Raw genomic sequence first — 25,798 nt, 5'->3', positions numbered from 1 at the left:
AGCCCCGTTCTCCTCACGCTGTGTACGGCCTTGCGCGACGCTGCGCCGCGCCGGACGCCGTCGGAGTGCCCCATCGGGGCGTCGCGGCCCGCCTGTTGTGAGGTCGGTCATGTCCGGGTCTGAGGCATGCGGCACACCACCTCAGTCGAGGTGCGCCGCTCCGGCGGGGTGCGCACGCCAGTCTCCGGCGAGGGCCGGGCCCAGCTGGTCCAGGTAGGCCTCGGTGAGCGTCCGCAGTGACTCCATGCTGCCGTCGCAGCCCCGGCCCCACAACTGCCCGGTCACCCGCATCACGCCGGAGAACGCGGCGACGGCCACGCGCGGACGTGGGTCCCGCGTCATGTCCAGGCCCTCGCGCTCGGCGATCAGTGCGGCGATCTGCTCCTCCAGGGCGACGCTGCGCCGCATGTGGGCGGCGATCAGGGAGGGTGTCGATTCGATCATCCGGTACGCCCGCATGTGGAGTTCGACCGGGATGATGGCCTCGATCGCCTCTCCGATACTGTTCCAGGCGCACAGGACCGCGCGGCGCATGGCCTCGAAAGGGGCTTCGTTGGCGGGACGTTGACGCAGTTCGAGGATGAAGCGTGACTCCACCATCTCCTGGACCGCGAAGACGACGGACTCCTTGCCCGCGAAGTAGCGGAAGAAGGTGCGCTGGGAGACCTCGACGGCGTCGGCGATCTCGTCGACGGTGGTCTCCTCGTACCCCTGAGTGGTGAAGAGGTCGAGGGCGGCACGGAGCAGGGCGTCCCGGGTGCGTTGCTTCTTGCGTTCGCGCAGCCCGGCCGGAAGGCCTGCGGTTCGCTGCCCGTCGGTCACTGAAGTCATCCTCTTTTCCCTGCTTTGTCCAGCTCAGACTACTCGCGGGCTACGTGTGAGCTACGTGACAGTTACCGACTTGTGAATTGGTTTGTCAACTGTCAGCGACTGACACTAACCTCCGGGTATGACTAGTCAGACCACCGTCGAGAAGGCGTCGCGGGAACCCCAGGACTCTCTCGGCACCCCACCAGTCAAGGGCCTGCGCGGCCACCCCTGGCTGACGCTCTTCTCCGTGGCCATCGGCGTGATGATGGTCGCGCTCGACGGCACGATCGTCGCGATCGCCAACCCCGCGATCCAGCAGGACCTCGGCGCCTCGCTCGCCGACGTCCAGTGGATCACCAACGGCTACATGCTCGCCCTCGCCGTGTCCCTGATCACCGCGGGCAAGCTCGGTGACCGGTTCGGCCACCGCCAGACCTTCCTGATCGGCATCGCCGGCTTCGCCGCGGCTTCGGCGGCCATCGGGTTCTCCAGCAGCGTGGCCCTGGTCATCGTGTTCCGGGTGCTTCAGGGGCTCTTCGGCGCCTTGCTGATGCCTGCCGCGCTCGGCCTGCTGCGCGCCACCTTCCCGGCCGAGAAGCTGAACATGGCGATCGGTATCTGGGGCATGGTGATCGGCGCCTCGACCGCGGGCGGTCCGATCCTGGGCGGCGTGCTCGTCGAGCACGTCAGCTGGCAGTCCGTCTTCTTCATCAACGTGCCGGTCGGTGTGATCGCCCTCGTCATGGGCGTGATGATCCTGAAGGACCACCGCGCGGAGAACGCGCCGCGCTCCTTCGACATCGCGGGCATCGTGCTGCTGTCGGCGGCGATGTTCTGCCTGATCTGGGCGCTCATCAAGGGCGCGGAGTGGGGCTGGGGCGACACCAAGACGGTCGGCTTCCTGGTCGCCGCCGTCGCCCTGTTCGTCGGGTTCGCCCTCGTCCAGCAGCGCGTCAGGGAACCGCTGATCCCGCTGGCGATGTTCCGCTCCGTACCGCTGTCCGCGGGCACGGTCCTGATGGTGCTGATGGCCTTCGGCTTCATGGGCGGCCTGTTCTTCGTCACCTTCTATCTCCAGAACGTGCACGGTCTGAGCCCGGTCGACAGCGGTCTGCACCTGCTGCCGCTGACCGGGATGATGATCGTCGCCTCGCCGCTCGCGGGCGCCATGATCACCAAGTTCGGCCCGCGGGTCCCGCTCGTCGGCGGCATGGTGAGCACCGCGATCGCCATGTTCGGCATGTCCCAGCTGACCGTCGACACCAGCACCCTGACCATGTCGATCTGGTTCGCCCTGCTCGGTCTCGGCCTCGCGCCGGTCATGGTCGGCGCCACCGAGGTCATCGTGGGCAACGCCCCGATGGAGCTCTCCGGTGTCGCCGGCGGTCTCCAGCAGGCCGCCATGCAGGTCGGTGGCAGTCTCGGTACGGCGGTGCTGGGCGCGATCATGGCAGCCGGCGTCGACTCCGAGCTGCCCGGCAACTGGAAGGAAGCGCAGCTTCCGCCGCTGTCGCCCGAGCAGCTCGACCAGGCGTCCTCCGCGATCAAGGTCGGCATGCCGCCGGTCGCCGAGGGGACCCCGCCGGAGGTCGCGGGCAAGATCGTCAACGTCGCCCACGACACCTTCGTCTCGGGCATGAGCACGGCGTTCATGGTCGCCGGCATCGTCGCGGTCATCGCCGCACTGGTCGCCACCCTGACCAAGCGGGGCGAGAACGCCGAGGCGGGCATGGGCGCCGGTCACATCTGACCCGCCCCCGTGGGCGCCCCACAGCGTCAACACAGCGCGTCCAACAGCCCCGCCGGAACGTTCCGGCGGGGCTGTCGCCTATCAGGGTGGTCCCGGCCTCCGGCCCCTTCCCGTACCGCTGCCGCGCAGCTCAGGGTGGGGTGGGAAAGATCCACATCAGCACGGGGGTTGATTCGTATGCGTACGACCGTTGTCGCGGCCGCCCTGGCCGCCACCGCCCTGATCCCACAGGCCCCGGTCCAGGCCGTGTCCGGCCGGCTCGGGGACTGCCGGGCCGGCCAGCTCTGCCTCTGGGCCAAGCCCGACTTCACCGGCACCCGACAGGTCCACGAGCTGTCCACCATCGACATCGAGAGCTGCGTACCGCTGAAGCCGGGTGCCACCGTCCAGTCGCTGGCCAACCGCACCGGCAGGCCGGTCACCACCTACCAGTCGGCGGAGTGCGAGGAGACCGGCGAGTTCGAGACCTATCCGGGCGGAGGCACCTGGACCCCGCGCACCCCGTATCAGGTACGGGCCTTCAAGATCTGGGAGAACTGACCCGCACAGCACACCGCACACAGCACCGCGGGGCGGCCGGACCACTCCAGGTCCTGCCGCCCCGCGTCGTGCGTCGCTTCCCTACGCGTCGCCGCCGGCCGCACCGGGGTCGGCCGCGGTCACGTCCAGGAGGTCGTAACGGTCGACCGCGGTCTTCAGCGCCGAACGGTCGATCTTCCCCTCCTTCGCGAGCTCCGTGAGCACCGCCAGGACGATCGACTGCGCGTCGATGTGGAAGAACCGGCGAGCGGCGCCGCGCGTGTCCGCGAAACCGAACCCGTCCGCACCCAGCGACTGGTACGCACCGGGCACCCAGCGCGCGATCTGGTCCGGCACGGACCGCATCCAGTCCGAGACCGCCACGAACGGCCCCTGCGCGCCGGAGAGCTTGCGCGTCACGTAAGGAACGCGCTGCTCCTCCTCCGGGTGCAGCAGGTTGTACCGCTCCACGTCCACGGCCTCGCGCCGCAGCTCGTTCCAGGAGGTCGCCGACCAGACGTCCGCCTTCACGTTCCACTCGTCGGCGAGGATGCGCTGCGCCTCGACCGCCCAGGGGACCGCCACGCCGGACGCCATGATCTGGGCCGGGATCGCGCCCCTCTCGCCGCTGCTGTAGCGGTAGACGCCCTTCAGGATGCCGTCGACGTCCACGTCGGCGGGCTCGGCCGGGTGCTGGATCGGCTCGTTGTAGACGGTGAGGTAGTAGAAGACGTCCTCGTTCTCCTCGGGCGTCCCGCCGTACATCCTGCGCAGACCGTCCTGGACGATGTGCGCGATCTCGAACCCGAACGCCGGGTCGTACGCGACACAGCCCGGGTTGGTCGAGGCGAGCAGCTGCGAGTGGCCGTCCGCGTGCTGGAGGCCCTCGCCCGTCAGCGTCGTACGGCCGGCGGTCGCGCCCAGCACGAAGCCGCGCGCGAGCTGGTCGGCCATCTGCCAGAACTGGTCACCCGTGCGCTGGAAACCGAACATCGAGTAGAAGACGTACACCGGGATCAGCGGCTCGCCGTGCGTGGCGTACGCCGAACCCGCGGCGATCAGCGAGGCCGTGCAGCCCGCCTCGGAGATGCCGTCGTGCAGCATCTGCCCGGTCGGCGACTCCTTGTACGCGAGCAGCAGATCGCGGTCCACCGACTCGTACTGCTGGCCGAGCGGGTTGTAGATCTTCGCGCTCGGGAAGAACGCGTCCATGCCGAAGGTGCGGTACTCGTCGGGCGCGATCAGCACGAAACGCTTGCCGATCTCCTTGTCCCGCATGAGTTCCTTCAGGATGCGGACGAACGCCATGGTGGTGGCGATCGACTGCTGACCCGAACCCTTCTTCGCGGTCGCGTACGTCTTGTCCCCGGGCAGGGCCAGCGGCTTCGCCCGCACCACACGCGTCGGGACGTAACCGCCCAGACCCTTGCGGCGGTCGTGCATGTACTGGATCTCCTCCGAGTCGCGGCCCGGGTGGTAGTACGGCGGGTTGCCGTCCTCCAGATCCTTGTCCGCGATCGGGATGTGCAGCCGGTCCCGGAAACGCTTGAGGTCCTCGGCCGTGAGCTTCTTCATCTGGTGGGTCGCGTTGCGGCCCTCGAAGTTCGGCCCCAGCGTCCAGCCCTTGACCGTCTGCGCCAGGATCACGGTGGGCTGACCCTTGTGGGCCTTGGCCGCCGCGTACGCCGCGTAGACCTTCTTGTGGTCGTGCCCGCCACGCCCGAGGTGCAGGATCTGCTGGTCGGACATGTCCTTGACCATGTCGCGCAGCCGCGGGTCGTCACCGAAGAAGTGCTCACGGATGTACGCACCCGTCTCGGTCGCGTACGTCTGGAACTGGCCGTCCGGCGTCGTGTTCAGCTTGTTGACCAGGATGCCCGTGCGGTCCTGCGCGAGCAGCGGGTCCCAGGAGCGGTCCCAGACCAGCTTGATGACGTTCCATCCGGCACCGCGGAACTGCGACTCCAGCTCCTGGATGACCTTGCCGTTGCCCCGCACCGGCCCGTCGAGGCGCTGCAGGTTGCAGTTGACGACGAACGTCAGGTTGTCCAGGCCCTCGCGGGCGGCGATGGAGAGCTGGCCGAGCGACTCCGGCTCGTCCATCTCGCCGTCACCGAGGTACGCCCACACATGCGAATCGGAGGTGTCGGCGATGCCGCGCGCCTCCATGTAGCGGTTCATCCGCGCCTGGTAGATCGCGCCGAGCGGGCCGAGACCCATCGACACGGTCGGGAACTCCCAGAAGTCCGGCATCAGCCGCGGGTGCGGGTAGCTGGACAGCCCGTTCGGCGCCTTCGACTTCTCCTGGCGGAACGCGTCGAGCTGCGCCTCGCTCAGCCGGTCCAGCAGGAAGGCGCGGGCGTAGATCCCGGGGGAGGCGTGCCCCTGGAAGAAGATCTGGTCGCCGCCCCGGCCGTCGTCCTTGCCGCGGAAGAAGTGGTTGAAACCGACGTCGTACAGCGAGGCGGAGGAAGCGAACGTGGCGATGTGACCGCCCACGCCGATCCCCGGACGCTGCGCCCTCGACACCATCACGGCCGCGTTCCAGCGGGTCGCGTTGAGGACCTTGCGCTCGATCTCCTCGTCGCCGGGGAAGAACGGCTCGTCCTTCGTGGCGATCGTGTTGACGTAGTCCGTACTGCGCATCTCCGGCACGGCGACACGCTTCTCGCGCGCGCGCTCGATGAGCCGGAGCATGAGGTAGCGGGCCCGCTCACGGCCTCGCTCGTCGACGGCGGCGTCGAGGGAGTCGAGCCATTCCTGGGTCTCTTCGGGATCGAAATCCGGGACCTGACTCGGAAGGCCGCCAATGATGATCGGGTTGCGATCGGATCCGGAAGCCACGCTGTTCCTTCGCTGTTCGGTGCTGCTCTACGGGGCCTGGTCACGGAGGCGTCCCCCCGCTGTGTCTGCGCGTACGCCATCCCATCGTGTACCGCGAGGACGCAAACGTCATCTCTACCGGGAGGTAACCGCAAGCGTCGCGAAATCCGTCTCCCGGACGGGTGCACGGGCCGCGCCGGAGCGGGTATACGGCCGGTCGGGAGCCATCGGGCAGGATGGGTCGGGCCAAACCGCAACCATACGCCCAAGGGGTCCCAACGTTCCCGAATGCTGTTCGACTCCGTTTGCCGGACCGATACGGCATAAGCTGTTCAAGGACGTAAAGGGTGTGGACGGAAGCGTTGGCTCCCGCGAAGGGCCCGCCGACAGTGCGGCGACGTGGCAGGGAACGTCACCGTTTAGGCGGTCTCGTGCGCTGGGTACTTGCGCGATCCGCCGCTCCCGTGTGGACTACGGCCAACGCCCCGCGCACGCGCGTGGCTGAAGCATTTTCCGAAACATGATCAGGAGGCAACCCGTGAGCGCGACCGCGGACCACGCGGAGGAGCGGACCAACCCGGCAGCACGCCTGGGGTTCGAGCCCGGACAGGTGGTCCAGGAGATCGGCTACGACGACGACGTCGAGCTGGAGCTCCGTGAGGGCATTGAGGCCACTACCGGCCAGGATCTCGTCGATGAGGAGTACGACGACGTCGCAGACGTCGTCCTGCTCTGGTTCCGCGACGAGGACGGCGACCTTACGGACGCGCTGGTGGATGCCATTGGTCTGCTCGAGGACGGCGGTACGGTCTGGCTGATGACGCCGAAGACCGGCCGTGACGGATACGTCGAGCCGAGCGACATCAACGAGGCTGCCCAGACAGCCGGTCTCGCCCAGACCAAGAGCATCAGTGCGGGCAAGGACTGGACGGGCAGCCGTCTGGTCACGCCGAAGGCGGCCAAGGCCAAGCGCTGAACCGCACTCGCCCCTGAAGGCCCCGCACGGCGTCACGCCGTCCGGGGCCTTCGTACATCCCCCGTACGTCCGTTCCCCGCACGTTCCCCGCATGTTCCCCGCACGTCCGCGGGAAGCTTTGCCGGGTGCCGCACGGCCGCGCGGCGGCTCTGCGTAGGGTGGGAGTCACCCGGACAGCCCAGCCCGGTGACGTAGCGAAGGGACGCGTTTTCATGGCGATCGAGGTCGGCACCAAGGCCCCGGATTTCGAGCTGAAGGACAACCACGGCCGGACCGTGAAGCTCTCCGACTTCCGTGGCGAGAAGAACGTGGTGCTGCTGTTCTACCCGTTCGCCTTCACCGGCGTGTGCACGGGCGAGCTCTGCGCGCTCCGTGACGAGCTGCCCACCTTCGAGAACGACGACACGCAGCTGATCGCCGTCTCCAACGACTCCATCCACACGCTGCGCGTCTTCGCCGAGCAGGAGGGCCTCGAGTACCCGCTCGTCTCCGACTTCTGGCCGCACGGCGAGACCTCGCGCGCGTACGGCGTCTTCGACGAGGACAAGGGCTGTGCGGTGCGCGGCACCTTCATCATCGACAAGGAGGGCGTGGTGCGCTGGACGGTCGTCAACGGCCTGCCCGACGCGCGCGACCTCAACGAGTACATCAAGGCGCTCGGCGCCCTCTGATCCGAGATCCGGTGGATCTCGCGGCGACCCCCGGCCAAAAGCCTGTTTTGGCCGGGAACCGGTCACTAGGATCCACTCGTTGATCGGATGCCAACACGACGTGGAGGCGCCGGCACCGGCCGGCCCCCAAAGAAACCAATGGGAGGACTCGTGGGAGTCAGCCTCAGCAAGGGCGGCAACGTCTCGCTGACCAAGGCCGCGCCCAACCTGACCGCGGTCATCGTGGGTCTGGGCTGGGACGCTCGTACCACCACCGGCGGAGACTTCGACCTCGACGCCAGCGCCCTGCTGACGAACGCCGAGGGCAAGGTCGGCAACGACGGCAACTTCGTCTTCTTCAACAACCTCAAGAGCCCCGACGGCTCCGTCGAGCACACCGGTGACAACCTCACCGGTGAGGGCGAGGGCGACGACGAGGTCATCAAGGTGAACCTGGCCGGAGTCCCGGCCGACGTCGACAAGATCGTCTTCCCGGTCTCGATCTACGAGGCCGAGTCCCGCCAGCAGAGCTTCGGCCAGGTCCGCAACGCGTACATCCGCGTGGTCAACCAGGCCGACAACACCGAGCTCGCGCGCTACGACCTCAGCGAGGACGCCTCGACGGAGACCGCCATGGTCTTCGGCGAGCTGTACCGCAACGGTGCGGAGTGGAAGTTCCGCGCCATCGGCCAGGGCTACGCCTCGGGCCTGCGCGGCATCGCGCAGGACTTCGGCGTCAACGTCTGAGCCCTTCGTTTGGATGAGGCAGTCCGGGGCGGTGGCCCCGGACACGGCTTCAGCACTCCCGTCCGGCGCCGCACCCTGTGCGGCGCCGGACGCGCTCAACAGACGGATTCACCGGTTCATCACCGGTTCATCGACTCGGGGAGGACACACCATGGGCGTCACGCTCGCCAAGGGAGGCAATGTCTCCCTCTCCAAGGCCGCACCCAATCTCACCCAGGTGCTCATCGGACTCGGCTGGGACGCACGATCCACGACGGGGGCGGACTTCGACCTCGACGCCAGCGCACTGCTGTGCCAGTCGGGCCGGGTGCTCGGCGACGAATGGTTCGTGTTCTACAACAACCTCACGAGCCCCGATGGTTCCGTCGAGCACACCGGCGACAACCTCACGGGTGAGGGCGAGGGCGACGACGAGTCGGTCATCGTGAATCTCAACGAGGTGCCGGCCCACTGCGACAAGATCGTTTTTCCGGTCTCCATCCATGAGGCCGACAATCGCGGGCAGACGTTCGGCCAGGTCAGCAATGCGTTCATCCGCGTGGTCAACCAGGCCGACGGCCAGGAACTCGCGCGTTACGACCTCAGTGAAGACGCTTCCACGGAGACCGCGATGATCTTCGGCGAGCTGTACCGCTACAACGGTGAGTGGAAGTTCCGTGCAGTAGGACAGGGGTACGCGTCGGGTCTGCGGGGCATCGCTCTAGACTTCGGGGTCAACGTTTCGTAAAGCCGCGCACGGCGCGGGGGAGCCCCGTGCTCTTCGGGGGAGACCCGTTACATACATGATGGGGTAGCCAGTGGTTCTGAAAACCTTCGGCTGGTCGTTCGCGATTACCGCGATCGGTCTGGTCGCAGCGTGGTTCTACGGGGGGTGGGAAGCCTTCGGAGTGGTGGCGATCCTTTCCGTCCTGGAGATCTCGCTGTCCTTCGACAATGCGGTGATCAACGCCGGAATCCTGAAGAAGATGAGTGCCTTCTGGCAGAAGATCTTCCTCACGATCGGTGTGCTCATCGCGGTCTTCGGTATGCGGCTGGTATTCCCCGTCGTGATCGTGGCCGTCACCGCCAAGCTGGGACCGATCGAGGCCATCGATCTCTCCTTCAACGACCCGGACCAATACAAGGAACTGGTCACCGACGCCCACCCGGCTATCGCCGCGTTCGGTGGCATGTTCCTGCTCATGATCTTCCTCGACTTCATCTTCGAGGACCGTGACATCCAGTGGCTGCGCTGGATCGAGCGCCCGCTCGCCAAGCTCGGCAAGGTCGACATGCTGTCGGTCTGCATCGCGCTGATCGTCCTGCTGATCTCGGCCATGACCTTCGCGACCCACGCGCACCAGCACGGCGGTGGACACGCGGACAAGGCCGAGACGGTCATGCTCGCGGGCATCGCGGGCCTGATCACGTACCTCATCGTCGGCGGACTCTCCGGCTTCTTCGAGAACAAGCTCGAGGAGGAGGAGGAACGCGAGCATGAGGCGGAGGAAGAGGCCAAGCGGTCGGGCAAGAAGATCTCCGCGATCGCGCTCTCCGGCAAGGCCGCGTTCTTCATGTTCCTCTACCTGGAAGTGCTCGACGCGTCCTTCTCGTTCGACGGTGTCATCGGCGCCTTCGCCATCACCAACGAGATCGTGCTGATGGCCCTGGGCCTCGGTATCGGTGCCATGTACGTCCGTTCGCTCACGGTCTACCTGGTCCGCCAGGGCACCCTGGACGACTACGTCTACCTGGAGCACGGCGCGCACTACGCGATCGGCGCCCTGGCCGTCATCCTGCTCGTCACGATCCAGTACGAGATCAACGAGCTCATCACCGGTTCGGTCGGCGTCATCCTGATCGGCTGGTCCTTCTGGTCCTCGGTCCGGCGCAACAAGGCGATCGAGGCCTCTGGAGGCGAAGAGAGTACGGAAGTCTCCGCCGGGGTGTGACCCGGTAGGGAATGAGGAACGCTCTCTGCGGGGCGGCTCGTGCGGCAACGGTTCCGGGAACACCCGGATCCGGCCCGGAGCCGCCCCGCAGCGGTGCGTGCGTCGCACGTGCCGCGTGCGACCGGTGGGCCGACATGTGTGGGGGTTGGGGATGGCGTTCTGGGACAGTCTGTGGCCGGGGCGGGAGACGCAGTTCGAGTCGGGCAACGCGGCCACCAACTCCATCGTGCTCTCGCGGCGGCACCCCACGGTCTCGCTGACGAAACAGGGCGCGCTGACCGGCAACCTCCGGGTCAACCTCTCCTGGCAGATGCGTTCGTCCGACATCGAGGGCCGGTCACGGCAGAGCGGCCGGCTGCTGCGGCCGCTGAAGCTCTTCCAGCCCGATGTGGTCCAGGCGCACACGCAGGGTGTGGTCAACGTGGACCTGGACCTGGGCTGTATGTACGAACTGGCGGACGGCACCAAGGGCGTGGTGCAGCCGCTCGGCAATCTGCTCGGTGATCTGAATGCGCCGCCGTACATCAAGCTCAGTGGCGACGACCGTTTCGGATCGGCCTCCGGGGAGACCGTCTACGTCAACCTCGACCAGCGTGACCAGATCAAGCGGATGCTGTGCTTCGTCTACATCTACGACCAGACGCCGGCCTTCGAGCGTACGCACGCGAAGGTGACGCTCTACCCGGGCAACGGTCCGCGCATCGAGATCGAGTTGGAGGAACGGGCCCCGCAGGCCCGCTCGTGTGCCGTGTTCACGATGGAGAACGTCAAGGGCGAGCTGATCGTGCGGCGCGAGGTGAAGTTCGTGTACGGCTTCCAGTCGGAGCTGGACCGGCTGTACGGGTACGGCATGCAGTGGGGACGCGGCTACAAGACCCGGGCGTAGGCCGCGCGTCGTCGATTGGCGCCGGTTGCGCCGGTCAGGGCCGTATGAACTGCGGCCCCTGTGGTGGCAGGACGAAGGTCGGGTCCGGCGCGTGCGCTGCCGCCGCCGCGGGCTGTGGGTAGCCGTAGGCGGGCTGTGAGGACGCCGGCTGCGGGTAGCCGTAGGCAGGGCCGGGGGCGGGTGCCGCGGGGGCCACAGCGGGCTGCGGGTAGCCGTACGCGGGCTGCTGGTGCTGGACCGTGACCTGTGCGTCGGGTCCGGGCGCCGGCGGGAAGGCGGGGGCGGGCGGTGCGGGGTCGGGCCCGGCAGCGGCCTCCGACTCGTCCACAGAGATACCGAAGGCGGTCGCGAGACCGATGAGGCCGGTCGGGTACCCCTGTCCCACGGCCCGGAATTTCCAGCCATCGCCGCGCCGGTACAGCTCGCCGCAGATGATCGCGGTTTCCGCGCCCGTCTCCGGCCGCACGTCGAAGACGGCGAGCGGCTCGCCGCCCGACGCCGCGGCGTCGTAGAGCAGGATGCGCAGATCGCGCACGTGCTCGAAGGCGGCCCCGTCGGAGGACGCGGCGATGACGACCTGGTCGACCGAGGGGTCGAGCGCGTTCAGGTCGGCCTCGATGGTGTCCGTCAGCCCTTCGGGCAGACTCCGCTTGGGCAGCCTTCGTACCAGGCCGGAGGGGTGACGGGGCTGGTTGTAGAAGACGAAGTCCTCGTCGGAGCGCACGCGGCCGCCGGAACCGAGCAGCAGGGCCGAGGCGTCCACATCGGGGACCCCGGTGCCCGGGGTCCAGCGCAGCACGGCCCGTACGGCCATGGCGTCGAGGGGGACGTTCGAGCCTTTCACCATCGCGTGCGTCATGCCGGTCATCCTGCCTGCTGGCTGCCCGTGCGGACAACGCGGGGGTCGCAAGCCGTGTCGTGCGGGACTGCCGGAACGAGCCGGTCCGCGCCCTGGGGAACCGTCGCTAAATGGACGAGTTACCCGGAATTCATGTGAGCCGGGAACTGCCGACACCCGTCCGTACGTACTATTACCGGCCACACGTTGTCCGGCCGGTCAGGTAGTACGGGGGGAATCACATGCGTCATTTCGGGCATATCGCGCCTGCTGCGAGGGGCGATCTGTTCTTCCGTGAGCCGTGCGACTTCGACGCCGGCTCCCCGGCCCCGGTCCTCGCCGCGGCCCTGGGGGCCACGCTCTACAGCCCCGCCACCCGTCCCCGGCTCGCCGACGACGTCATCAAGCAGGCCCGCCGGGGAGTCGTCTCCATGGTGCTGTGCCTGGAGGATTCGATCGACGACTCCGAGGTGCCGGGCGCCGAGGAGAACCTGGTCAGGCAGTTCGCCGACCTTGCGGAGCGCGGCGGCGAGCTCCCGCTGCTGTTCATCCGCGTCCGCGAACCGCACCAGATCACGGACCTCGCGCGCCGGCTCGGCGCATCCGTCCGATTGTTGTCCGGTTTTGTACTTCCCAAGTTCACGCAAGAGCGTGGCGTCCCGTTCATGGAAGCGCTCAACAAGGCCGAGTCCGCAGCTGGGCAACGGCTCTTCGCGATGCCCGTGCTCGAATCCCCGGAGCTGCTGCACCTGGAGACCCGCCGGGAGTCCCTCCGGAAGGTCGCCGCCACCGTCGACACCTACCGTGACCGGGTGCTCGCGCTGCGCCTCGGCGTCACCGACTTCTGCTCGGCGTACGGACTGCGCCGCGCGCCCGACATGACGGCGTACGACGTCCGGATCGTCGGCGACGTCATCGCCGACGTCGTCAACGTGCTGGGCCGGGCGGACGGGACGGGCTTCACCATCACCGGCCCCGTCTGGGAGTACTTCCGGCTCCAGGAGCGCATGTTCAAGCCACAGCTGCGCCGCAGCCCCTTCCTGGAGGGCCGGGCGGAGGAACTTCGTACGGCCCTGATCGAGCACGACCTGGACGGACTGCTGCGGGAGATCGAGCTGGACCGGGCGAACGGCCTGCTCGGCAAGACCTGCATCCACCCGTCGCACGTCGCGCCCGTGCACGCACTGTCCGTGGTCAGTCACGAGGAGTTCAGCGACGCCCAGGACATCCTGCGGCCGGAGCGCGACGGGGGCGGGGTGCTGCGCTCGTCGTACACGAACAAGATGAACGAGGTGAGGCCGCACCGGGCCTGGGCCGAGCGCACGCTGCGGCGGGCCGAGGTCTTCGGCGTGGCGAAGGCGGACGTCGGCTTCGTGGAACTGCTGGCGGCGAGTCTCACGGAATGAGCGGTGCGGGTGCGCGGGTGATGCTTGACGGACGGGTCCGGGCAAGCGGGCGCGTGTGACGGACACGGCGGGCCCGGGTGAATGGGGCGCGTGTACAGGCGGCGGGCCCGGGTGAGTGGGGCGCGCGTGACAGGTCGACGGAAGGAAACGGCGAACGTGGTGTGGTCGGGTAGCTGGGTCGCGGAACGACTGGGCGTCGAGCTGGTGGGCGACGGGGAGCTCCGTGAGCTGCTGGGCCTCGCCCTGCGGCGCAACCCCAAGCGGGCACACCTGCTCGTGTCCAACGTGCTCGGCAAGCACGTGCCGCAGCGCCCCTCGGTCGTGTACGGCGCAGGCGTCGAGCTCGGCCGCCGGGTGCGCGAACTGCTCGGCGAGGACGGCGCACGGCACGCGGTCGTGCTGGGCTACGCGGAGACGGCCACCGGTCTCGGTCACGCCGTCGCCGACGGGCTCGGACTGGCGCCCTACCTCCACTCGACGCGACGCCCCGTCGAAGGAGTGGCGCGGGCGGGCGGCTTCGAGGAGTCGCACTCGCACGCCACCTCGCACCTGCTGCTGCCGGAGGACCCGGACCTGCTGGCAGCCGGACGGGGCGGCGGGGCGGACGCGACCCTCGTCCTCGTCGACGACGAGTTCTCCACCGGCAACACCGTCCTCAACACCATCCGCGCCCTGCACGAGCGCTACCCCCGCAAGCGGTACGTCATCGTGGCCCTGGTCGACATGCGCTCACCGGCGGACCGGGGCCGGCTCGCCGAGTTCGCCGAGGAGATCGGAGCCCGCGTCGACCTGGTGGCGAGGAACACCGGCACGGTCCGCCTTCCGGAAGGCGTCCTGGAGAAGGGGCAGGCCCTGGTCGCCGAGCAGGAAGCGGCCCAGGCGGCGGCGCAGCCCCGCGTGGGGTGGTCCGGGAAAAGGCCCGAGCCGCTGTGCACCGTTCCCCGCCCCCACACCCGGATCGACCTCCAGTGGCCCGCCGGAGTGCCCGACGGCGGCCGGCACGGCTTCACCCCCGCACACCGCGCCCTTCTGGAGCCCGCCCTCCCCGCCATGGCGGACCGCATCGCGGACGCCCTGGGCGAGCACCCCCGCAAGGTCCTGGTCCTCGGTTTCGAGGAGCTGATGTACGCGCCGCTGCGCCTGGGCACCGCCCTGGAGGAGCGCACCGGCGCCGAGGTCCGCTACTCGACCACGACCCGCTCCCCGGTCCTCGCCGTGGACGACCCCGGATATGCGATACGCACCCGGCTGGTCTTCCCCGCCCACGACGACCCGGCCGACGGCCCGGGCGACCGCTACGCGTACAACGTCGCAGGCGGCGGCTTCGACGCCGTGGTCCTCGTCGTCGACTCCACCGCCGACACCCACGCACTGCACGGCCCCCGCGGCCTGATGCAGCAGCTCACCCCGCACGCCGCCCACGTCCTGCTGGCGGTCGTCCCCTCGTACGTACCGCCCGGGGCGTCGGCCGCCGAGCAGGCCCCGTCAAACGCCCCCCATCGGCCCCATCGGCCCCATTGGCAGGAAGAACCCTCCATGCTGCCCGAGCCCCTCCGCGGCCCCGCCTTCTCCTCCTACGCGCCGGACGAGGTCGGCTGGCTGCTCCAGGACCTGTCGGACGCCGAACTGGAGGCGCCCACCGAGGAGCGCGAGGAGGCGATACAGAGCGGTGGCGCGCACTACGCCGAGTCCCTGCCGGTCGAGTACCAGCCGTCCGAGGAGTACCAGGACCTGTTCAAGGCGGCCCTGGAGCTGTCGGCCGCCCGCATCGCCCGCGCCGTCGGCACGGTGACCGAAACGGTCATGGCCGAGCGCGGCCCGCGCCCCGTGCTCGTCTCGCTCGCCCGGGCCGGCACCCCCGTCGGCGTACTGATGCGCCGCTGGGCCCGACTGCGGCACGGCGTCGAGCTGCCGCACTACGCCGTCTCGATCGTGCGCGGCCGGGGCATCGACGCCAACGCCCTGCGCTGGCTGGCCGCCCATCACAACCCGGCCGACGTCGTCTTCGTCGACGGCTGGACCGGCAAGGGTGCCATCACCCGCGAACTGGCTGCGGCGATCGCCGCGTTCGAGGAGTCGGACGGGACCGAGGGCTTCAACCCGGAGATCGCGGTCCTGGCAGACCCGGGTGGCTGTGTCCGTACGTACGGCACCCGGGAGGACTTCCTGATCCCCTCGGCCTGCCTCAACTCCACGGTGTCCGGACTGATCTCCCGTACGGTCCTGCGCTCCGACCTCGTCGGGCCCGACGACTTCCACGGCGCCAAGTTCTACCGGGAACTCGCCGGATCCGATGTCTCCGGCCACTTCCTCGACACCGTCACCGACCGGTTCGGCGAGGTCGCCGACGCCGTGGACGCCGAGGTCAAGGACCTGCTCGCCGCCGACCGCGCCCCGACCTGGGAGGGCTGGGCCGCGGTGGAACGGATCAGCGAGGAGCAGGGCATCCACGACGTGAACCTGGTCAAGCCGGGCGTCGGCGAGACCACCCGCGTCCTGCTGCGCCGCGTCCCATGGAAGATCCTCGCCAAGCGCGGCGCGGGCGCGGACCTGGAACACATCAGGCTGCTCGCACAGCAGCGCGGCGTCCCGGTCGAGGAGGTCGGCGAACTCCCGTACACCTGCGTCGGGTTGATCCACCCGAAGTACACGCGTGGGGCGACCGGTGCCGACGGCAAGGCGGTGGACTCCCAGTGACTTCGGCCCTGACGCTGGTCGCCAGCGACCTCGACCGCACCCTGATCTACTCCGCGGCGGCCCTCAACCTCGCGATGCCGGACGCCGACGCCCCCCGTCTCCTCTGCGTCGAGGTGTACGACAAGAAGCCCCTCTCGTACGTCACGGAGACGGCGGCGGCCCTGCTCGACGAGCTGACCCGCTCCCCGGCCACGGTCTTCGTGCCGACGACGACCCGCACCCGCGAGCAGTACCACCGCATCCATCTCCCGGGCACCGCGGCCGAGTTCGCGATCTGCGCCAACGGGGGACACATCCTGGTGAACGGCGTCTCCGACCGCGACTGGCAGCGCACCGTGGCCGGCCGGCTGGCCGAGGAATGCGCCTCGCTCGACGAGGTCCGCGCCCATCTCGTCTCCGCGGCCGACCCCGCCTGGTTGCTCAAGGAACGGGTCGCCGAGGACCTCTTCGCCTACCTCGTCGTCGACCGGGCCCTCCTGCCCGCGGAGTGGACGAAGGAACTCGCCGCGTGGGCGGAACCGCGCGGCTGGACCGTCTCGCTGCAGGGCCGCAAGATCTACGTCGTACCGCGTCCGCTCACCAAGAGCGCGGCGATGCGCGAGGTCGCCCGCCGCACGGGCACCACGCTCACCCTGGCCGCGGGCGACTCCCTCCTCGACGCCGACCTGCTGCTCGCCGCCGACCGAGGCTGGCGCCCCGGCCACGGCGAACTGGCCGACGCGGGCTGGAGCGCCCCGCATGTGGAGGCGACGGCCGAGAACGGGGTGGCCGCGGGCGAGGAGATCCTGCGACGTTTCCTCGACGCGTCGGGCGGGCGCAGGGCGGCGTGAGGCGGGGTGCCCGGGACGGGGCGGCTGGGACGGTCGGTCCGGGACGGGCCCTTCCGGGAACAGGCGGCCTGAGAAGAGCGGCCAGAGACGAGCGGCCAGAGAAGAGCGTCCAGATACGGGGCGTCATGCGGGGCGTCAACTTTCCGGCGCGCGCCCACCGAAATCTGCGCGAACCGCAGAGGCTCGACGACTACAGTCGCCGCGTTCCCGCCCTTCGGCGGAGCACTCGGGCGAGCGGGGAGTGGTGCGATGACCAAGGGCAACGAAACCAAGATCACGGACGAGCTGTACGCGTACATGCTCGCCCACAACCCGCCGCTGGACGCGGTGCAGCGCGAGCTCGTGGAGACCACGTACGCCCGGCTGCCCGACTACGCGGGCATGCAGTCGGCCGAGGAACAGGGTCCGCTGCTCGCCTTCCTCGTACGGCTGACCGGGGCCCGGCACATCGTCGAGGTAGGGACCTTCACCGGGTTCTCGGCCCTGGCGATGGCCCAGGCGCTGCCCGCAGGCGGCCGGCTGATCGCGTGCGACGTCTCCGAGGAGTGGACCGCCTACGGCCGTGAGGCCTGGGCGAAAGCAGGCGTCGCCGACCGCATCGAGCTGCGGATCGCCCCGGCCCTGGACACCCTGCGGGCGATGCCCGCAGAGCCGCACATCGACTTCGCCTACCTGGACGCGGACAAGGGCAACTACATCGCGTACTGGGAGGAACTGGTGCCCCGGATGCGCCAGGGCGGCGTCATCACCACGGACAACGTGCTCTTCCACGGCGGCGTGACGGACCCGCGGGCGACCGGGGGAGCGGCGGCCATCCAGGAGTTCAACAACCACGTGTCCGCCGACCCGCGGATGGACAGCGTGATGCTCACGGTGTCGGACGGACTCACGCTGTCGCGCAAGCGGTAGCGGAGCTGTCGGCTGCTGGGCCGTTGGTGCCGTGACGGCGGCTCAGCCGCAGCAGCCCCCACCGCAGCAACCTCCGCCACCGCCGCCACCTGCTGCGGGCGCAGAACCCGCGGAACCTCCCACGGCGACGGCCGAGAGGAGCTTGACGGTGTCCTCGTGCCCGGCGGGGCAGGAAGCGGGAGCCGAGGACTCGGCCATCGGGCGGCTGAGCTCGAAGGTGTCTCCGCAGGAGCGGCAGCGGTACTCGTAACGAGGCATGCCCCCAGGCTATCGGCCGGGACGGGACAACGGGCAGCTCCCCGACTGCGGCTATCGGCCGGGTCGGCTGACGGGCATCTCCGAGATCGCCCGCCGTCGTGCGAGCCGCTGCTCGCGCTCGGCCTCCTCCGGGTGGCGGGCCCGCCAGTACGGGTTGTCATGGGGGAGCCCGCCGCTGACGCGTCCGTACATCCCGAACATCATCAGCATCAGGCCGACCACGAAGCTGAAGATCACGTTCTGCATCTCGAAGGCGAGGAAGTTGAGCCCGGTGTCCAGCAGGGCGAGATTGACGAAGCCGCTGAGAACGAAGGCGATGCCCAGCACCATGTTGAGCGTCGAGGCGAAGTTGCCCCCGATGATCATCCCGGTGAAGAGCAGCAGCCCGACGCAGATCGACAGCACGCTGAGCGCGCCATTGGTGCTCAGGCCTGCGACGGTGTCGCCGCCGGTGTCGAAGAAGCCGACCTTGTCGATCAGACCGAGGATGCCGAAGGCGAGCAGCACCAGCCCCATCAGCCCGGCACCGATCCGGTAGACGCGACTCAGCCGGTGGTCCACCGGCAGGTGCTCGTCGAGACGGGTGGCCTTGCGGTGGGCGGCGGGCCGCCGTGCCGGGCGCAGTACATGCGTGGCCATGGGCCCTCCTTCACGTACTCCTTCACGTACTCCTTCACGTACCTACCAGGATCCCGCCGGGACGGACCCCCCGCACGTCAGGGCGGGCGCGGGCGCGTGGGACGCGTACGCGAGCGACCACATTCTCGTCCCCGCCCCGCCCACCCTCGCTCCCGTCCGTCAGGCGCCGGCGCCGGCGCCGCGCTCCTCGCGGATCTCGGAGACGACGCGCGCGGCGGTCTGCCGTACGCCCTCCGTCACGGTCAGGAAGTGCCAGTAATCGGGGTGGCGCCCATCGAGGGCGGTGACGGCCTGATCGAGCCGGGCCACCGCGTCGTCGAGCGGCCGGGCGTGGCGCGGCTCGGGGGTGTGACGCCCGGCCATGGCGAGGCGCTGGGCATCCCGGATCGCGAACCGGGTCCGCTGGATCTCCTGCTGCGGATCCTTGGCGACGGCGTCGAGCCGCTGGAGCCGGTCACCGGCCGCGGACACGGCTTCGTCCGTGGCGTTGAGCAGGGCCCGTACCGTACTAAGCCGCGACGTGGCATCCGCCCAGCGCTGCTCGTCGCGCGCCTTCGCGGCCTCCTTGAGCTTCTCCTCGGCCTGGCGCACATTGACGGCCGCCTGCTCCGGAACCGGTTGGAGATCCTGCCAGCAGGCCGCCGAGAACCGCCGCCGCAGCTCGCTGAGCACGGGCTCGACGGAGGCCGACCGGGTGGTCAGCGCCTGGGCCCGCGTACGCAGCGTCACCAGCCGCTTGTCGATCTCGGCGGCCCGCTCGGGCAGCTGCGACGCCTCGGCGCGTACGGCTTCGGCATCGCGCAGCACCTGATCGGCGCGCTGGAGGGTCTCGGGCACACCGTGGCGGCCGGCGCCCTGGTTCAGCTTGGTCAGCTCGGGGGCGAGAGCGGCGAGCCGCGCGGCGAGATCGTCCGCCCGCAGTCCGGACGCCCGCACCGCGTCGAGAGCATTGCTCGCGGCGAGGAGCGCCTGTCGCGCCCGCTCCACGGCGGGGGCGAGCCGGGCGAGCTGGGTCTCGGCGGTCCCCAGCAGCGGACCGAGCCCGGCGGCGAACCGGTCGAGCTCACCCTTGACGCGTACGAGCTCGTCCTTGGCGGCGGACAGTTCGCTCCGGGCACGGGAGGCGACCGAAGGCTCCAGATCATCCCGATCGAGATCGTGCGCGTCGACGGCCGTGATGTAGGTATGGCTGGCCTCGTCGATGCGCCGCCCCAGCGCGGCGAAGTCGTCGACGGCCTTGCGGGCGGCCGGTGAACTGTCCACGGCCGTGATGGTCTCGATGGAGATCTGCAGATCGCGCTGGGCGGTGTCGAGCTCGTAGAAGGCCTCGGCAGCGGCATCCTTCGCGGCCTGAGCCTCGGCCCGCTGCCCCTCCCCGCGCCCACCGAACCAACGCCGCGTGCCGCCGCCGGCGAAAGCGGCGGGCAGGGCTGCGGCGAGCAAGGGCACGGGCAGCAACATCAACAGCAGCGCATCACGAACACCGCGACCGCGGCCGTACCGGCTGACAGGAACACTCGGGACATCACTCAGGACATCACTGGGGACACCCTCGACGGCGGAACTCGCACCCGCTCTCGCCTGCGGCTTCGCGTGTGTCGCCGTCACATCCCTCTCCCGTGCTGTTTCGCCCTGCCCGGTACATTCTCCCACCAGGTAAGGACGAACACACGGGCCTGTTAGTTCGCGGTTCGCACCGTGACTTCGCCGTTGTCGCTGTGCGCCTTCACCGCATGCGGGCTGTCGTCACTGCGGGGCACGGCCACGGAGACGTCCCCGTTGTCGGCCGACGCGGACACGGCGTACCGGTTCTTGCCCGCAGGCAGGTCGATGGTGATGCTCCCGTTGTCACTGACGGTGTCGACGAGATCCGGAACCCGGCTGAAGCCGAGATTCACGGAACCGTTGTCCGAACGCGCCACCACGGAAGCCCCCGAGAGCCGCTCGCCCCGCACGGAGCCGTTGTCGCTCTTCAGCTCCAGCGGCCCGGTGACATCCCGCACGACGACCCCGCCGTTGTCGGAGTACAGCTTGAGCGGCGTACCGAACCCGGACGCGGTGACCTTCCCGTTGTCCGCGTCGACGGTCAGGTCGAGCCCACGAGGCACCTTCACCTGATGACGCGCGCCGCAGTCACTGATCAGCGCGTCGCACTCCACCCGAAGCGTCAGCGTGTCGCCCTCCAGCTTCCACACGGGATCCGGCCCACTCCCGAGCACCACCCACCCGTCGACCTTGCGCGTCACCTCGATCTGCTCCACATCGGCGGGCACGACCTCAACGGTGGAGTTCTCCGCATCGATGGTCAGCGCCTTCCCGCCGTACGCGAACGACTTGTGCTCGGCCGGGGCGTCCTCCACGTCCGTACTCCCGCACCCACTGAGCACACCGACGAGCAGAACGGCGCCCCCGGAGACCACGAGGGCGTTGGTACGGGCACGGGCACGGGTGCGGTTACTGGTACGGATGGTCATGGCGATGGAGTCCCCCTGGCTGGTGCTGCCGATGTGCCTCCACCGTATGCAGCGCCCGCCGCCGGAACGATCCGGACGGCTACCGTCTCGGGGGTGGGGATATCCCCCGTACGGCCTTGGGGGCGGGCTGCCCGGGGGCGGGCAACCGATTGTCGAGGGGGGCCGTGGGGCATGTAATCTGTTCCTTCATCCACGGGTGCGTAGCTCAGGGGTAGAGCGCTGCTCTTACAAAGCAGATGTCGGCGGTTCGAAACCGTCCGCGCCCACCAGCCAGAACGCCCCCGCAGCGAGCCGCTGCGGGGGCGTTGACGGTAGTAGGTGACGGCAGTCCCCAGGCCTGGCGTGTGATTGCGGGACCAGTGAGTGGAAACGCTTCCCCCGGGTTCCGGGCGCCTCGTAGGGGCGGTGCGTGCCCCGGCCGGGGACTGCAGCTGTTGGCCTGGCTCACCGACGGTGCGGCACCGGCGCCCAGGAGTGCTTCCGTCGCAAGGTCCCTGCTGTTGCGTGGTGATTAACCTGCGAGGGATGTGCGCTGAGTCGATTGCGCAGGGCATATACGTTCAGCCACTGTCGAGAGCCGCGTCGACCCCCTAGTCTCGAACGCACAATCGATTACCGTGCGGCAGCTGCTCTGGATCGCCCCTGTCTGGGTCCTTCACGTGACGAACAGCCCTGAGTCAGGGGGTCCCGGTGATTGGATGGGGTGTCTGGCCCGATGTGGGGTTGTCGTTGCACACAGTTGCGAACAGTCCGTGCGGTGCAAGAAGGGGAGGTAGCCGATGAGCGATCGCAGCAGCATCGAGTGGACCGAAGCCACGTGGAATCCCACCACCGGATGTGATCGGGTTTCCTCGGGGTGCGACAACTGCTATGCCCTAGCGCTTGCCAAGCGGCTGAAGGCTATGGGTTCGGACAAATACCAAAGCGACGGGGACCCACGGACGTCGGGCCCGGGGTTCGGTATCGCCCTGCACCCGGACGCTCTACAAGTCCCCTACCAGTGGCGCAGTCCGCGCACGGTATTCGTCAACTCCATGTCTGACCTGTTTCACGCTCGTGTACCGCTTGACTACGTACGCCGCGTGTTCCAGGTCATGTCCGACACCCCCCAGCACACGTATCAAGTTCTCACCAAGCGGGCCCGACGCCTGCGTCAGGTTGCAGACAGCCTGGACTGGCCGCCCAACTTGTGGATGGGTGTGTCGGTAGAGACGAGCCGAGAGCTGCCGAGGGTCGATGACCTACGTCTGGTGCCTGCCGCAGTGCGCTTCTTGTCGTGTGAACCCCTCCTCGGCCCTCTACACAACTTGGATCTGGAGGGCATCCATTGGGTCATCGCTGGAGGTGAGTCTGGACCTCGCCACCGGCCCATGGAAGAGGCCTGGGCAGCATCCATCCGAGACACGTGCCAAGACAGCGGTGTGGCGTTCTTCTTCAAGCAGTGGGGCGGGCGCACCCCCAAAGCCAACGGCCGCCTGCTCCAAGGCCGTACGTGGGACGAGTTGCCTGCCCCCGTTACCGCCTGAGCGCCGTACATGAGCTGAGCAACTCGACAAAGTGATCACTGCAAGGTGGATGCGCCTGCGCGCGACCCGCCCCAAAATGTCATATGCAACTGCATCCAAGACAGAGGGGGCGGGATCTTGGTCGAGCAAGAGCACGTAGAGGACGAGGAACTCCTACTCAGTGGCGAAGAGGCTGGCGAGGAAGTCAGCGAAGCTACACGTCAGTTCTTCGTGAGCAAGAAGGCGGCCGCCGTCTTGAAGCACGAAATCCTTCAGCAATACGTCAAGCCGTTCGCGGCGAAGGTAGGTAAGTGGGCGCCAGGAGGCCGCGTCGTCTACCTGGACGGCTACGCAGGCCCTGGCCGCTACGAGGACGGAACGCCCGGGTCACCGGCCTTGATTCTGGACTCTGCGGCCGACGTGGCGAGCATCCGTCAACTCGATTGCTACTTCATCGAGCGTCGCCCTGCCGACTTCAAACGTCTCGACCAGTTGGTCACGGAAGCACGCGAGCGCGGCCTGACCACGGAAGCGCTCAAGGGCAAAGTCGAGAAGCACTTGGGATACGTTTTGGAGCAAGCGAAAGGGTCGCCGCTCCTTGCGTTCATCGACCCCTTCGGCCTGGGGCTTAGCTTCGAGGCATTGACCACCCAACTTTTTGGGTCACGTGAGCCGGCTGGATCCACCGGCCGTGACGCAACCGAGGTGTTGCTGAACTTCAATGCCAACGCAGTACGTCGCATCGGTGGGTTGTTGGTCAGCTCCAAGGAGCCGAAGGGGAAGCAAGCGACGCTGAAGGCTATGGACGCCGCCTGCGGAGGGGACTGGTGGCGCGAGGAGTACCTGGACTCGGCCGACAATCGTGAGGCAGTCCAGCGCATAGCGAACGGCTTCGCCAAACGAGTCGGGGCCGCTGTGAAGGCTCACTCTTGGACGATCCCGGTACGCAACCGGGAGCATCATCAACCGGCCTACCACCTGGTGCTTTTCAGTCGTCACACAGCTGGACTTTGGCTCTTCGGTGAGGCCATCAGTCACGCCCAGGCGCAGTGGCGCCGTGAGATCCTTCCGCCGCCAGCGGACGGCACGCTGTTTGACGACGACGCCATGTTCGAACAAGAGGAGAAGCAACGAGCGCGCGGCTGGGTCGAAGAGATCAAGAAGAACATTCTTCGCCTGCTACAGGAACACGCTGCCGTAAGCGTGGATCGCTATCACGCCGAGATCATGGGGAGTGCTCTCGGGGAGGCACGGCAGATGCACATCCGAGCTGCCATCAAAGATTTGCATCGAGAGAGCAAGACCGCGTGTACGGGCAAGGGGGACATACCGAGCATGCAGATCACTCGGCCGTGAGACGGCAGAACACGCCAAAGGGACCACAGCACGCCCGAGTTGCGGCCCCGCAGTGTTGGATGAACGCATTGCGAAGCTGACGTCGGCGGTTCCCGACCGGCTGCGCTGAGCAGTCGGAACGCCCCCGCAGCGGCTCGCTGCGGGGGCGTTGCCGGCAGAAGCTCACTCGGGTCGGCGTCGTCGCAACAGCCGGTCCATGTGCCCCATAGCCTCTCGCCGATTGTCGTCGGATACGTGGGTGTAGATGTTCATCGTGACGGCGATCTGCGAGTGCCCCAGGATCTCCATCACGACACGCGCCGGCACGCCAGCGGCGAACAGGAGTGTGGCGCATCCATGTCGAGCGTCGTGGAGGCGGATGCGGCGCAGCCCGGCGTCCTCCGTGATGCGCTCGAACGACCGGCTGATGTTTCTCGGCTCGATCGTTCGCCCTGTCCTGGTAGTGAACACGTAGTCGCTGTCATGCCAGGCCCGCCCCGCGTCGTGGCGCTGCGCGGCTTGACGGAGACGCTGCCAGCGCAGCGGCGCCACGCACATGAGTGGTACGGGGATGGCGCGCGTCCGGCGATTTTTCGTGGAGTCCGCGTACAACTCCTTCTGCACCCGCTGGATCTGGTTCCGTACGGTGAGCGTGCGGCGCTCCAGGTCGATGTCCGACCAGCGGAGTCCGAGGACCTCTCCTCGCCGCAGCCCCAAAGCCACGGCGAGCACGAACGCCGCGTACAGCGGATCCTTCCTCGCAGCCTCCAGGAACGTCGTTGTCTCTTCCAGGTCCCACGGTTTCAGCTCTCGTGACTGCACCCGGGGGGCCGGAACGAGCTTGACCGCGTTTCTGGTGATCAGCTCCTCGCGGCATGCGGCCGTAAGAGCGCTGCGGAGAACGCGGTGAGACTCCTTGGCTGTCGCAGCCGACGCCTGTGCCGTCACGGCTGTGAGCATGCGGCGCACGTCGGCGGCCCCAAGGGTCTCCAGGCGTTTGGAGCCGATGTGCGGGATCAGGTACCGGCGTACGTGCGTCTCGTACTTGGCGTACGTCGTCTTCTTGCGGTCGTCCCTGACGAACTCCTCCAGCCAGTAGGGCAGCCATTCGGAGAGCTTGGCGGAACGAGTGGGCGTGGGGACGCCTTGCCGGTCGCGCAGGACCAATTCCTGGCGCTTGGTGTCGCATTCGTCCCAGGTGCTGCCGTAGACGGTCTTGCGTTTGCGTGTGCCGTCGGGCTGAGGGACGTAGACGCGGGCTTCGTACCGGCCGTCTTTGCGCTGCCAGATGCTGCCGGCGCCGTTCGGGTTCCTCTTCTTCGGTGCCATCAGGCGGCTTCCTCCAGCTTGGTTTCCATGAAGGTTCGGAGAGATTCGGCGGGGATGCGGCGGGCTCGGCCGATGGTGATGCTCGGGAGCTCCCGCGAGCGGATGAGGTTGTAGACCGTGAAACGGCTGAGTCCGAGCGCTTCCATGACTTGGGGGACGGTGAGTGCTCTGTGCGTGGTGGGCAGAGGGGTGGTCACCAAGGGCTCCTCGGCTGTCCGGGTGGGCGGCGGGCCGATTTCCCGTGACAGAACTGACAGAAATCACTGGCACTGCGTCTGACCTGCTGGTTTGCCCGCTGGGGGCCCTGTGACAGAAATCGCGGAAAATCTGACAGAAATAGCTGGGGAGGCTTTCTGTCACGCCACCCCACCGGACCGGCGAGGCGCGGGCTTGATTTCTGTCGGACTTCTTTTGATTTCTGTCACAGGGCCAGAAGTGGCCGTCTGCGCAGGTCAGGGGCTGTTTCGCTGATTTTTGTCAGTTCTG

General features: G+C 68.3%; 23 protein-coding genes and 1 tRNA gene. 15 read left to right on the top strand and 9 right to left on the bottom strand.

Features of this window, described 5'->3' with window-relative positions; all coding sequences use genetic code 11:
- Positions 1-141 precede the first annotated feature (141 nt).
- Positions 142-822, bottom strand: coding sequence for a TetR family transcriptional regulator (locus tag OG446_RS10330; protein ID WP_328898262.1), 681 nt, complete (start codon positions 820-822; stop codon positions 142-144).
- 127 nt (positions 823-949) lie between these two features.
- On the opposite strand from OG446_RS10330, the gene OG446_RS10325 reads away from it, so the two are divergent.
- Together OG446_RS10325 and OG446_RS10320 are read left to right on the top strand one after the other, a co-directional pair.
- Positions 950-2,560 (top strand): MFS transporter, encoded by a 1,611-nt coding sequence (locus tag OG446_RS10325; protein WP_328893742.1) that lies wholly within the window; start codon positions 950-952, stop codon positions 2,558-2,560.
- A gap of 177 nt (positions 2,561-2,737) precedes the next feature.
- On the top strand, positions 2,738-3,100 hold the full coding sequence (locus OG446_RS10320) for a peptidase inhibitor family I36 protein (protein ID WP_328893741.1): 363 nt from the start codon (positions 2,738-2,740) through the stop codon (positions 3,098-3,100).
- Between the two features lie 81 nt (positions 3,101-3,181).
- Here OG446_RS10320 and aceE read toward each other — a convergent pair whose 3' ends face one another.
- Positions 3,182-5,923 (bottom strand): pyruvate dehydrogenase (acetyl-transferring), homodimeric type, encoded by a 2,742-nt coding sequence (aceE, locus tag OG446_RS10315; protein WP_328893740.1) that lies wholly within the window; start codon positions 5,921-5,923, stop codon positions 3,182-3,184.
- A gap of 517 nt (positions 5,924-6,440) precedes the next feature.
- Here aceE and OG446_RS10310 point away from each other — a divergent pair.
- The 6 genes from OG446_RS10310 to OG446_RS10285 all read left to right on the top strand — a co-directional run bounded on the left by OG446_RS10310 (position 6,441) and on the right by OG446_RS10285 (position 11,092).
- Positions 6,441-6,878 (top strand): DUF3052 domain-containing protein, encoded by a 438-nt coding sequence (locus tag OG446_RS10310; protein ID WP_148017457.1) that lies wholly within the window; start codon positions 6,441-6,443, stop codon positions 6,876-6,878.
- Positions 6,879-7,090: 212 nt separating this feature from the next.
- A complete protein-coding gene (locus OG446_RS10305) occupies positions 7,091-7,549 on the top strand; it encodes a peroxiredoxin (protein WP_148017458.1) in 459 nt (152 codons plus the stop codon).
- A gap of 150 nt (positions 7,550-7,699) precedes the next feature.
- Positions 7,700-8,275 carry a TerD family protein gene (locus OG446_RS10300; RefSeq protein WP_219572022.1) on the top strand — a complete coding sequence of 192 codons (576 nt, stop codon included), beginning with the start codon at positions 7,700-7,702 and terminating at the stop codon, positions 8,273-8,275.
- A 151-nt stretch (positions 8,276-8,426) separates the two neighbouring features.
- Complete coding sequence (locus OG446_RS10295; protein WP_148017459.1) at positions 8,427-9,002, top strand: TerD family protein; 576 nt, start codon at positions 8,427-8,429, stop codon at positions 9,000-9,002.
- Positions 9,003-9,072: 70 nt separating this feature from the next.
- Complete coding sequence (locus OG446_RS10290) at positions 9,073-10,206, top strand: DUF475 domain-containing protein (protein ID WP_328893739.1); 1,134 nt, start codon at positions 9,073-9,075, stop codon at positions 10,204-10,206.
- 151 nt (positions 10,207-10,357) lie between these two features.
- The gene (locus OG446_RS10285; RefSeq protein WP_328893738.1) at positions 10,358-11,092 is read left to right on the top strand and encodes a TerD family protein; all 735 of its coding nucleotides are present in this window, start codon (positions 10,358-10,360) and stop codon (positions 11,090-11,092) included.
- Between the two features lie 34 nt (positions 11,093-11,126).
- On the opposite strand, the gene OG446_RS10280 is transcribed toward OG446_RS10285, so the two are convergent.
- A complete protein-coding gene (locus OG446_RS10280) occupies positions 11,127-11,951 on the bottom strand; it encodes a TerD family protein (RefSeq protein ID WP_328893737.1) in 825 nt (274 codons plus the stop codon).
- 221 nt (positions 11,952-12,172) lie between these two features.
- On the opposite strand from OG446_RS10280, the gene OG446_RS10275 reads away from it, so the two are divergent.
- The 4 genes from OG446_RS10275 to OG446_RS10260 all read left to right on the top strand — a co-directional run bounded on the left by OG446_RS10275 (position 12,173) and on the right by OG446_RS10260 (position 17,772).
- A complete protein-coding gene (locus OG446_RS10275; protein WP_328893736.1) occupies positions 12,173-13,336 on the top strand; it encodes an HpcH/HpaI aldolase/citrate lyase family protein in 1,164 nt (387 codons plus the stop codon).
- Between the two features lie 81 nt (positions 13,337-13,417).
- The gene (locus OG446_RS10270) at positions 13,418-16,033 is read left to right on the top strand and encodes a phosphoribosyltransferase (protein ID WP_328893735.1); all 2,616 of its coding nucleotides are present in this window, start codon (positions 13,418-13,420) and stop codon (positions 16,031-16,033) included.
- On the top strand, positions 16,030-16,863 hold the full coding sequence (locus OG446_RS10265) for an HAD family hydrolase (RefSeq protein ID WP_328893734.1): 834 nt from the start codon (positions 16,030-16,032) through the stop codon (positions 16,861-16,863). Before OG446_RS10270 ends, OG446_RS10265 begins: the two co-directional genes overlap by 4 nt.
- 249 nt (positions 16,864-17,112) lie before the next feature.
- Complete coding sequence (locus OG446_RS10260; protein ID WP_326662589.1) at positions 17,113-17,772, top strand: O-methyltransferase; 660 nt, start codon at positions 17,113-17,115, stop codon at positions 17,770-17,772.
- Between the two features lie 42 nt (positions 17,773-17,814).
- On the opposite strand, the gene OG446_RS10255 is transcribed toward OG446_RS10260, so the two are convergent.
- From OG446_RS10255 to OG446_RS10240, 4 genes are all read right to left on the bottom strand, one after another.
- A complete protein-coding gene (locus OG446_RS10255; protein WP_306081909.1) occupies positions 17,815-18,030 on the bottom strand; it encodes an FmdB family zinc ribbon protein in 216 nt (71 codons plus the stop codon).
- A gap of 51 nt (positions 18,031-18,081) precedes the next feature.
- Positions 18,082-18,669, bottom strand: a complete 588-nt coding sequence (locus OG446_RS10250) for a DUF4383 domain-containing protein (RefSeq protein ID WP_328893733.1) — start codon at positions 18,667-18,669, stop codon at positions 18,082-18,084.
- 159 nt (positions 18,670-18,828) lie between these two features.
- The gene (locus OG446_RS10245) at positions 18,829-20,277 is read right to left on the bottom strand and encodes a hypothetical protein (RefSeq protein ID WP_443050074.1); all 1,449 of its coding nucleotides are present in this window, start codon (positions 20,275-20,277) and stop codon (positions 18,829-18,831) included.
- Positions 20,278-20,348: 71 nt separating this feature from the next.
- Positions 20,349-21,143 carry a DUF4097 family beta strand repeat-containing protein gene (locus OG446_RS10240; RefSeq protein ID WP_328893732.1) on the bottom strand — a complete coding sequence of 265 codons (795 nt, stop codon included), beginning with the start codon at positions 21,141-21,143 and terminating at the stop codon, positions 20,349-20,351.
- A 194-nt stretch (positions 21,144-21,337) separates the two neighbouring features.
- Between OG446_RS10240 and OG446_RS10235 the strand changes: the two genes are divergently transcribed.
- From OG446_RS10235 to tcmP, 3 genes are all read left to right on the top strand, one after another.
- Positions 21,338-21,412, top strand: a tRNA-Val gene (locus tag OG446_RS10235).
- 510 nt (positions 21,413-21,922) lie between these two features.
- Positions 21,923-22,669 (top strand): DUF5131 family protein, encoded by a 747-nt coding sequence (locus OG446_RS10230; protein ID WP_328893731.1) that lies wholly within the window; start codon positions 21,923-21,925, stop codon positions 22,667-22,669.
- A gap of 117 nt (positions 22,670-22,786) precedes the next feature.
- Positions 22,787-24,004: a three-Cys-motif partner protein TcmP gene (gene tcmP / locus OG446_RS10225; RefSeq protein WP_328893730.1), complete on the top strand. Its 1,218-nt coding sequence runs from the start codon at positions 22,787-22,789 to the stop codon at positions 24,002-24,004.
- A gap of 162 nt (positions 24,005-24,166) precedes the next feature.
- On the opposite strand, the gene OG446_RS10220 is transcribed toward tcmP, so the two are convergent.
- Entirely contained in the window at positions 24,167-25,312 is a 1,146-nt protein-coding gene (locus OG446_RS10220; protein WP_328893729.1) for a tyrosine-type recombinase/integrase, read from the bottom strand.
- Positions 25,312-25,509: a helix-turn-helix domain-containing protein gene (locus OG446_RS10215; RefSeq protein WP_328893728.1), complete on the bottom strand. Its 198-nt coding sequence runs from the start codon at positions 25,507-25,509 to the stop codon at positions 25,312-25,314. The genes OG446_RS10220 and OG446_RS10215 overlap by 1 nt, the downstream gene beginning before the upstream one ends.
- Positions 25,510-25,798: the final 289 nt, after the last annotated feature.

Source organism: Streptomyces sp. NBC_00236 (assembly GCF_036195045.1).
Classification (GTDB): Bacteria; Actinomycetota; Actinomycetes; order Streptomycetales; family Streptomycetaceae; genus Streptomyces.
Note: the sequence above shows the minus strand (reverse complement) of the source record. Positions and strands in the feature narration are given on the sequence as shown.

Coding starts and splice junctions, on each gene's coding strand:
- OG446_RS10270 (WP_328893735.1), top strand. CDS start 13,418: ATGGGGCGCGTGTACAGGCGGCGGGCCCGGGTGAGTGGGGCGCGCGTG.
- OG446_RS10240 (WP_328893732.1), bottom strand. CDS start 21,143: ATGACCATCCGTACCAGTAACCGCACCCGTGCCCGTGCCCGTACCAAC.
- OG446_RS10295 (WP_148017459.1), top strand. CDS start 8,427: ATGGGCGTCACGCTCGCCAAGGGAGGCAATGTCTCCCTCTCCAAGGCC.
- OG446_RS10325 (WP_328893742.1), top strand. CDS start 950: ATGACTAGTCAGACCACCGTCGAGAAGGCGTCGCGGGAACCCCAGGAC.
- OG446_RS10260 (WP_326662589.1), top strand. CDS start 17,113: ATGACCAAGGGCAACGAAACCAAGATCACGGACGAGCTGTACGCGTAC.
- OG446_RS10230 (WP_328893731.1), top strand. CDS start 21,923: ATGAGCGATCGCAGCAGCATCGAGTGGACCGAAGCCACGTGGAATCCC.
- OG446_RS10305 (WP_148017458.1), top strand. CDS start 7,091: ATGGCGATCGAGGTCGGCACCAAGGCCCCGGATTTCGAGCTGAAGGAC.
- OG446_RS10275 (WP_328893736.1), top strand. CDS start 12,173: ATGCGTCATTTCGGGCATATCGCGCCTGCTGCGAGGGGCGATCTGTTC.
- OG446_RS10220 (WP_328893729.1), bottom strand. CDS start 25,312: ATGGCACCGAAGAAGAGGAACCCGAACGGCGCCGGCAGCATCTGGCAG.
- OG446_RS10285 (WP_328893738.1), top strand. CDS start 10,358: ATGGCGTTCTGGGACAGTCTGTGGCCGGGGCGGGAGACGCAGTTCGAG.
- OG446_RS10320 (WP_328893741.1), top strand. CDS start 2,738: ATGCGTACGACCGTTGTCGCGGCCGCCCTGGCCGCCACCGCCCTGATC.
- OG446_RS10250 (WP_328893733.1), bottom strand. CDS start 18,669: ATGGCCACGCATGTACTGCGCCCGGCACGGCGGCCCGCCGCCCACCGC.
- OG446_RS10280 (WP_328893737.1), bottom strand. CDS start 11,951: ATGACGCACGCGATGGTGAAAGGCTCGAACGTCCCCCTCGACGCCATG.
- OG446_RS10255 (WP_306081909.1), bottom strand. CDS start 18,030: ATGCCTCGTTACGAGTACCGCTGCCGCTCCTGCGGAGACACCTTCGAG.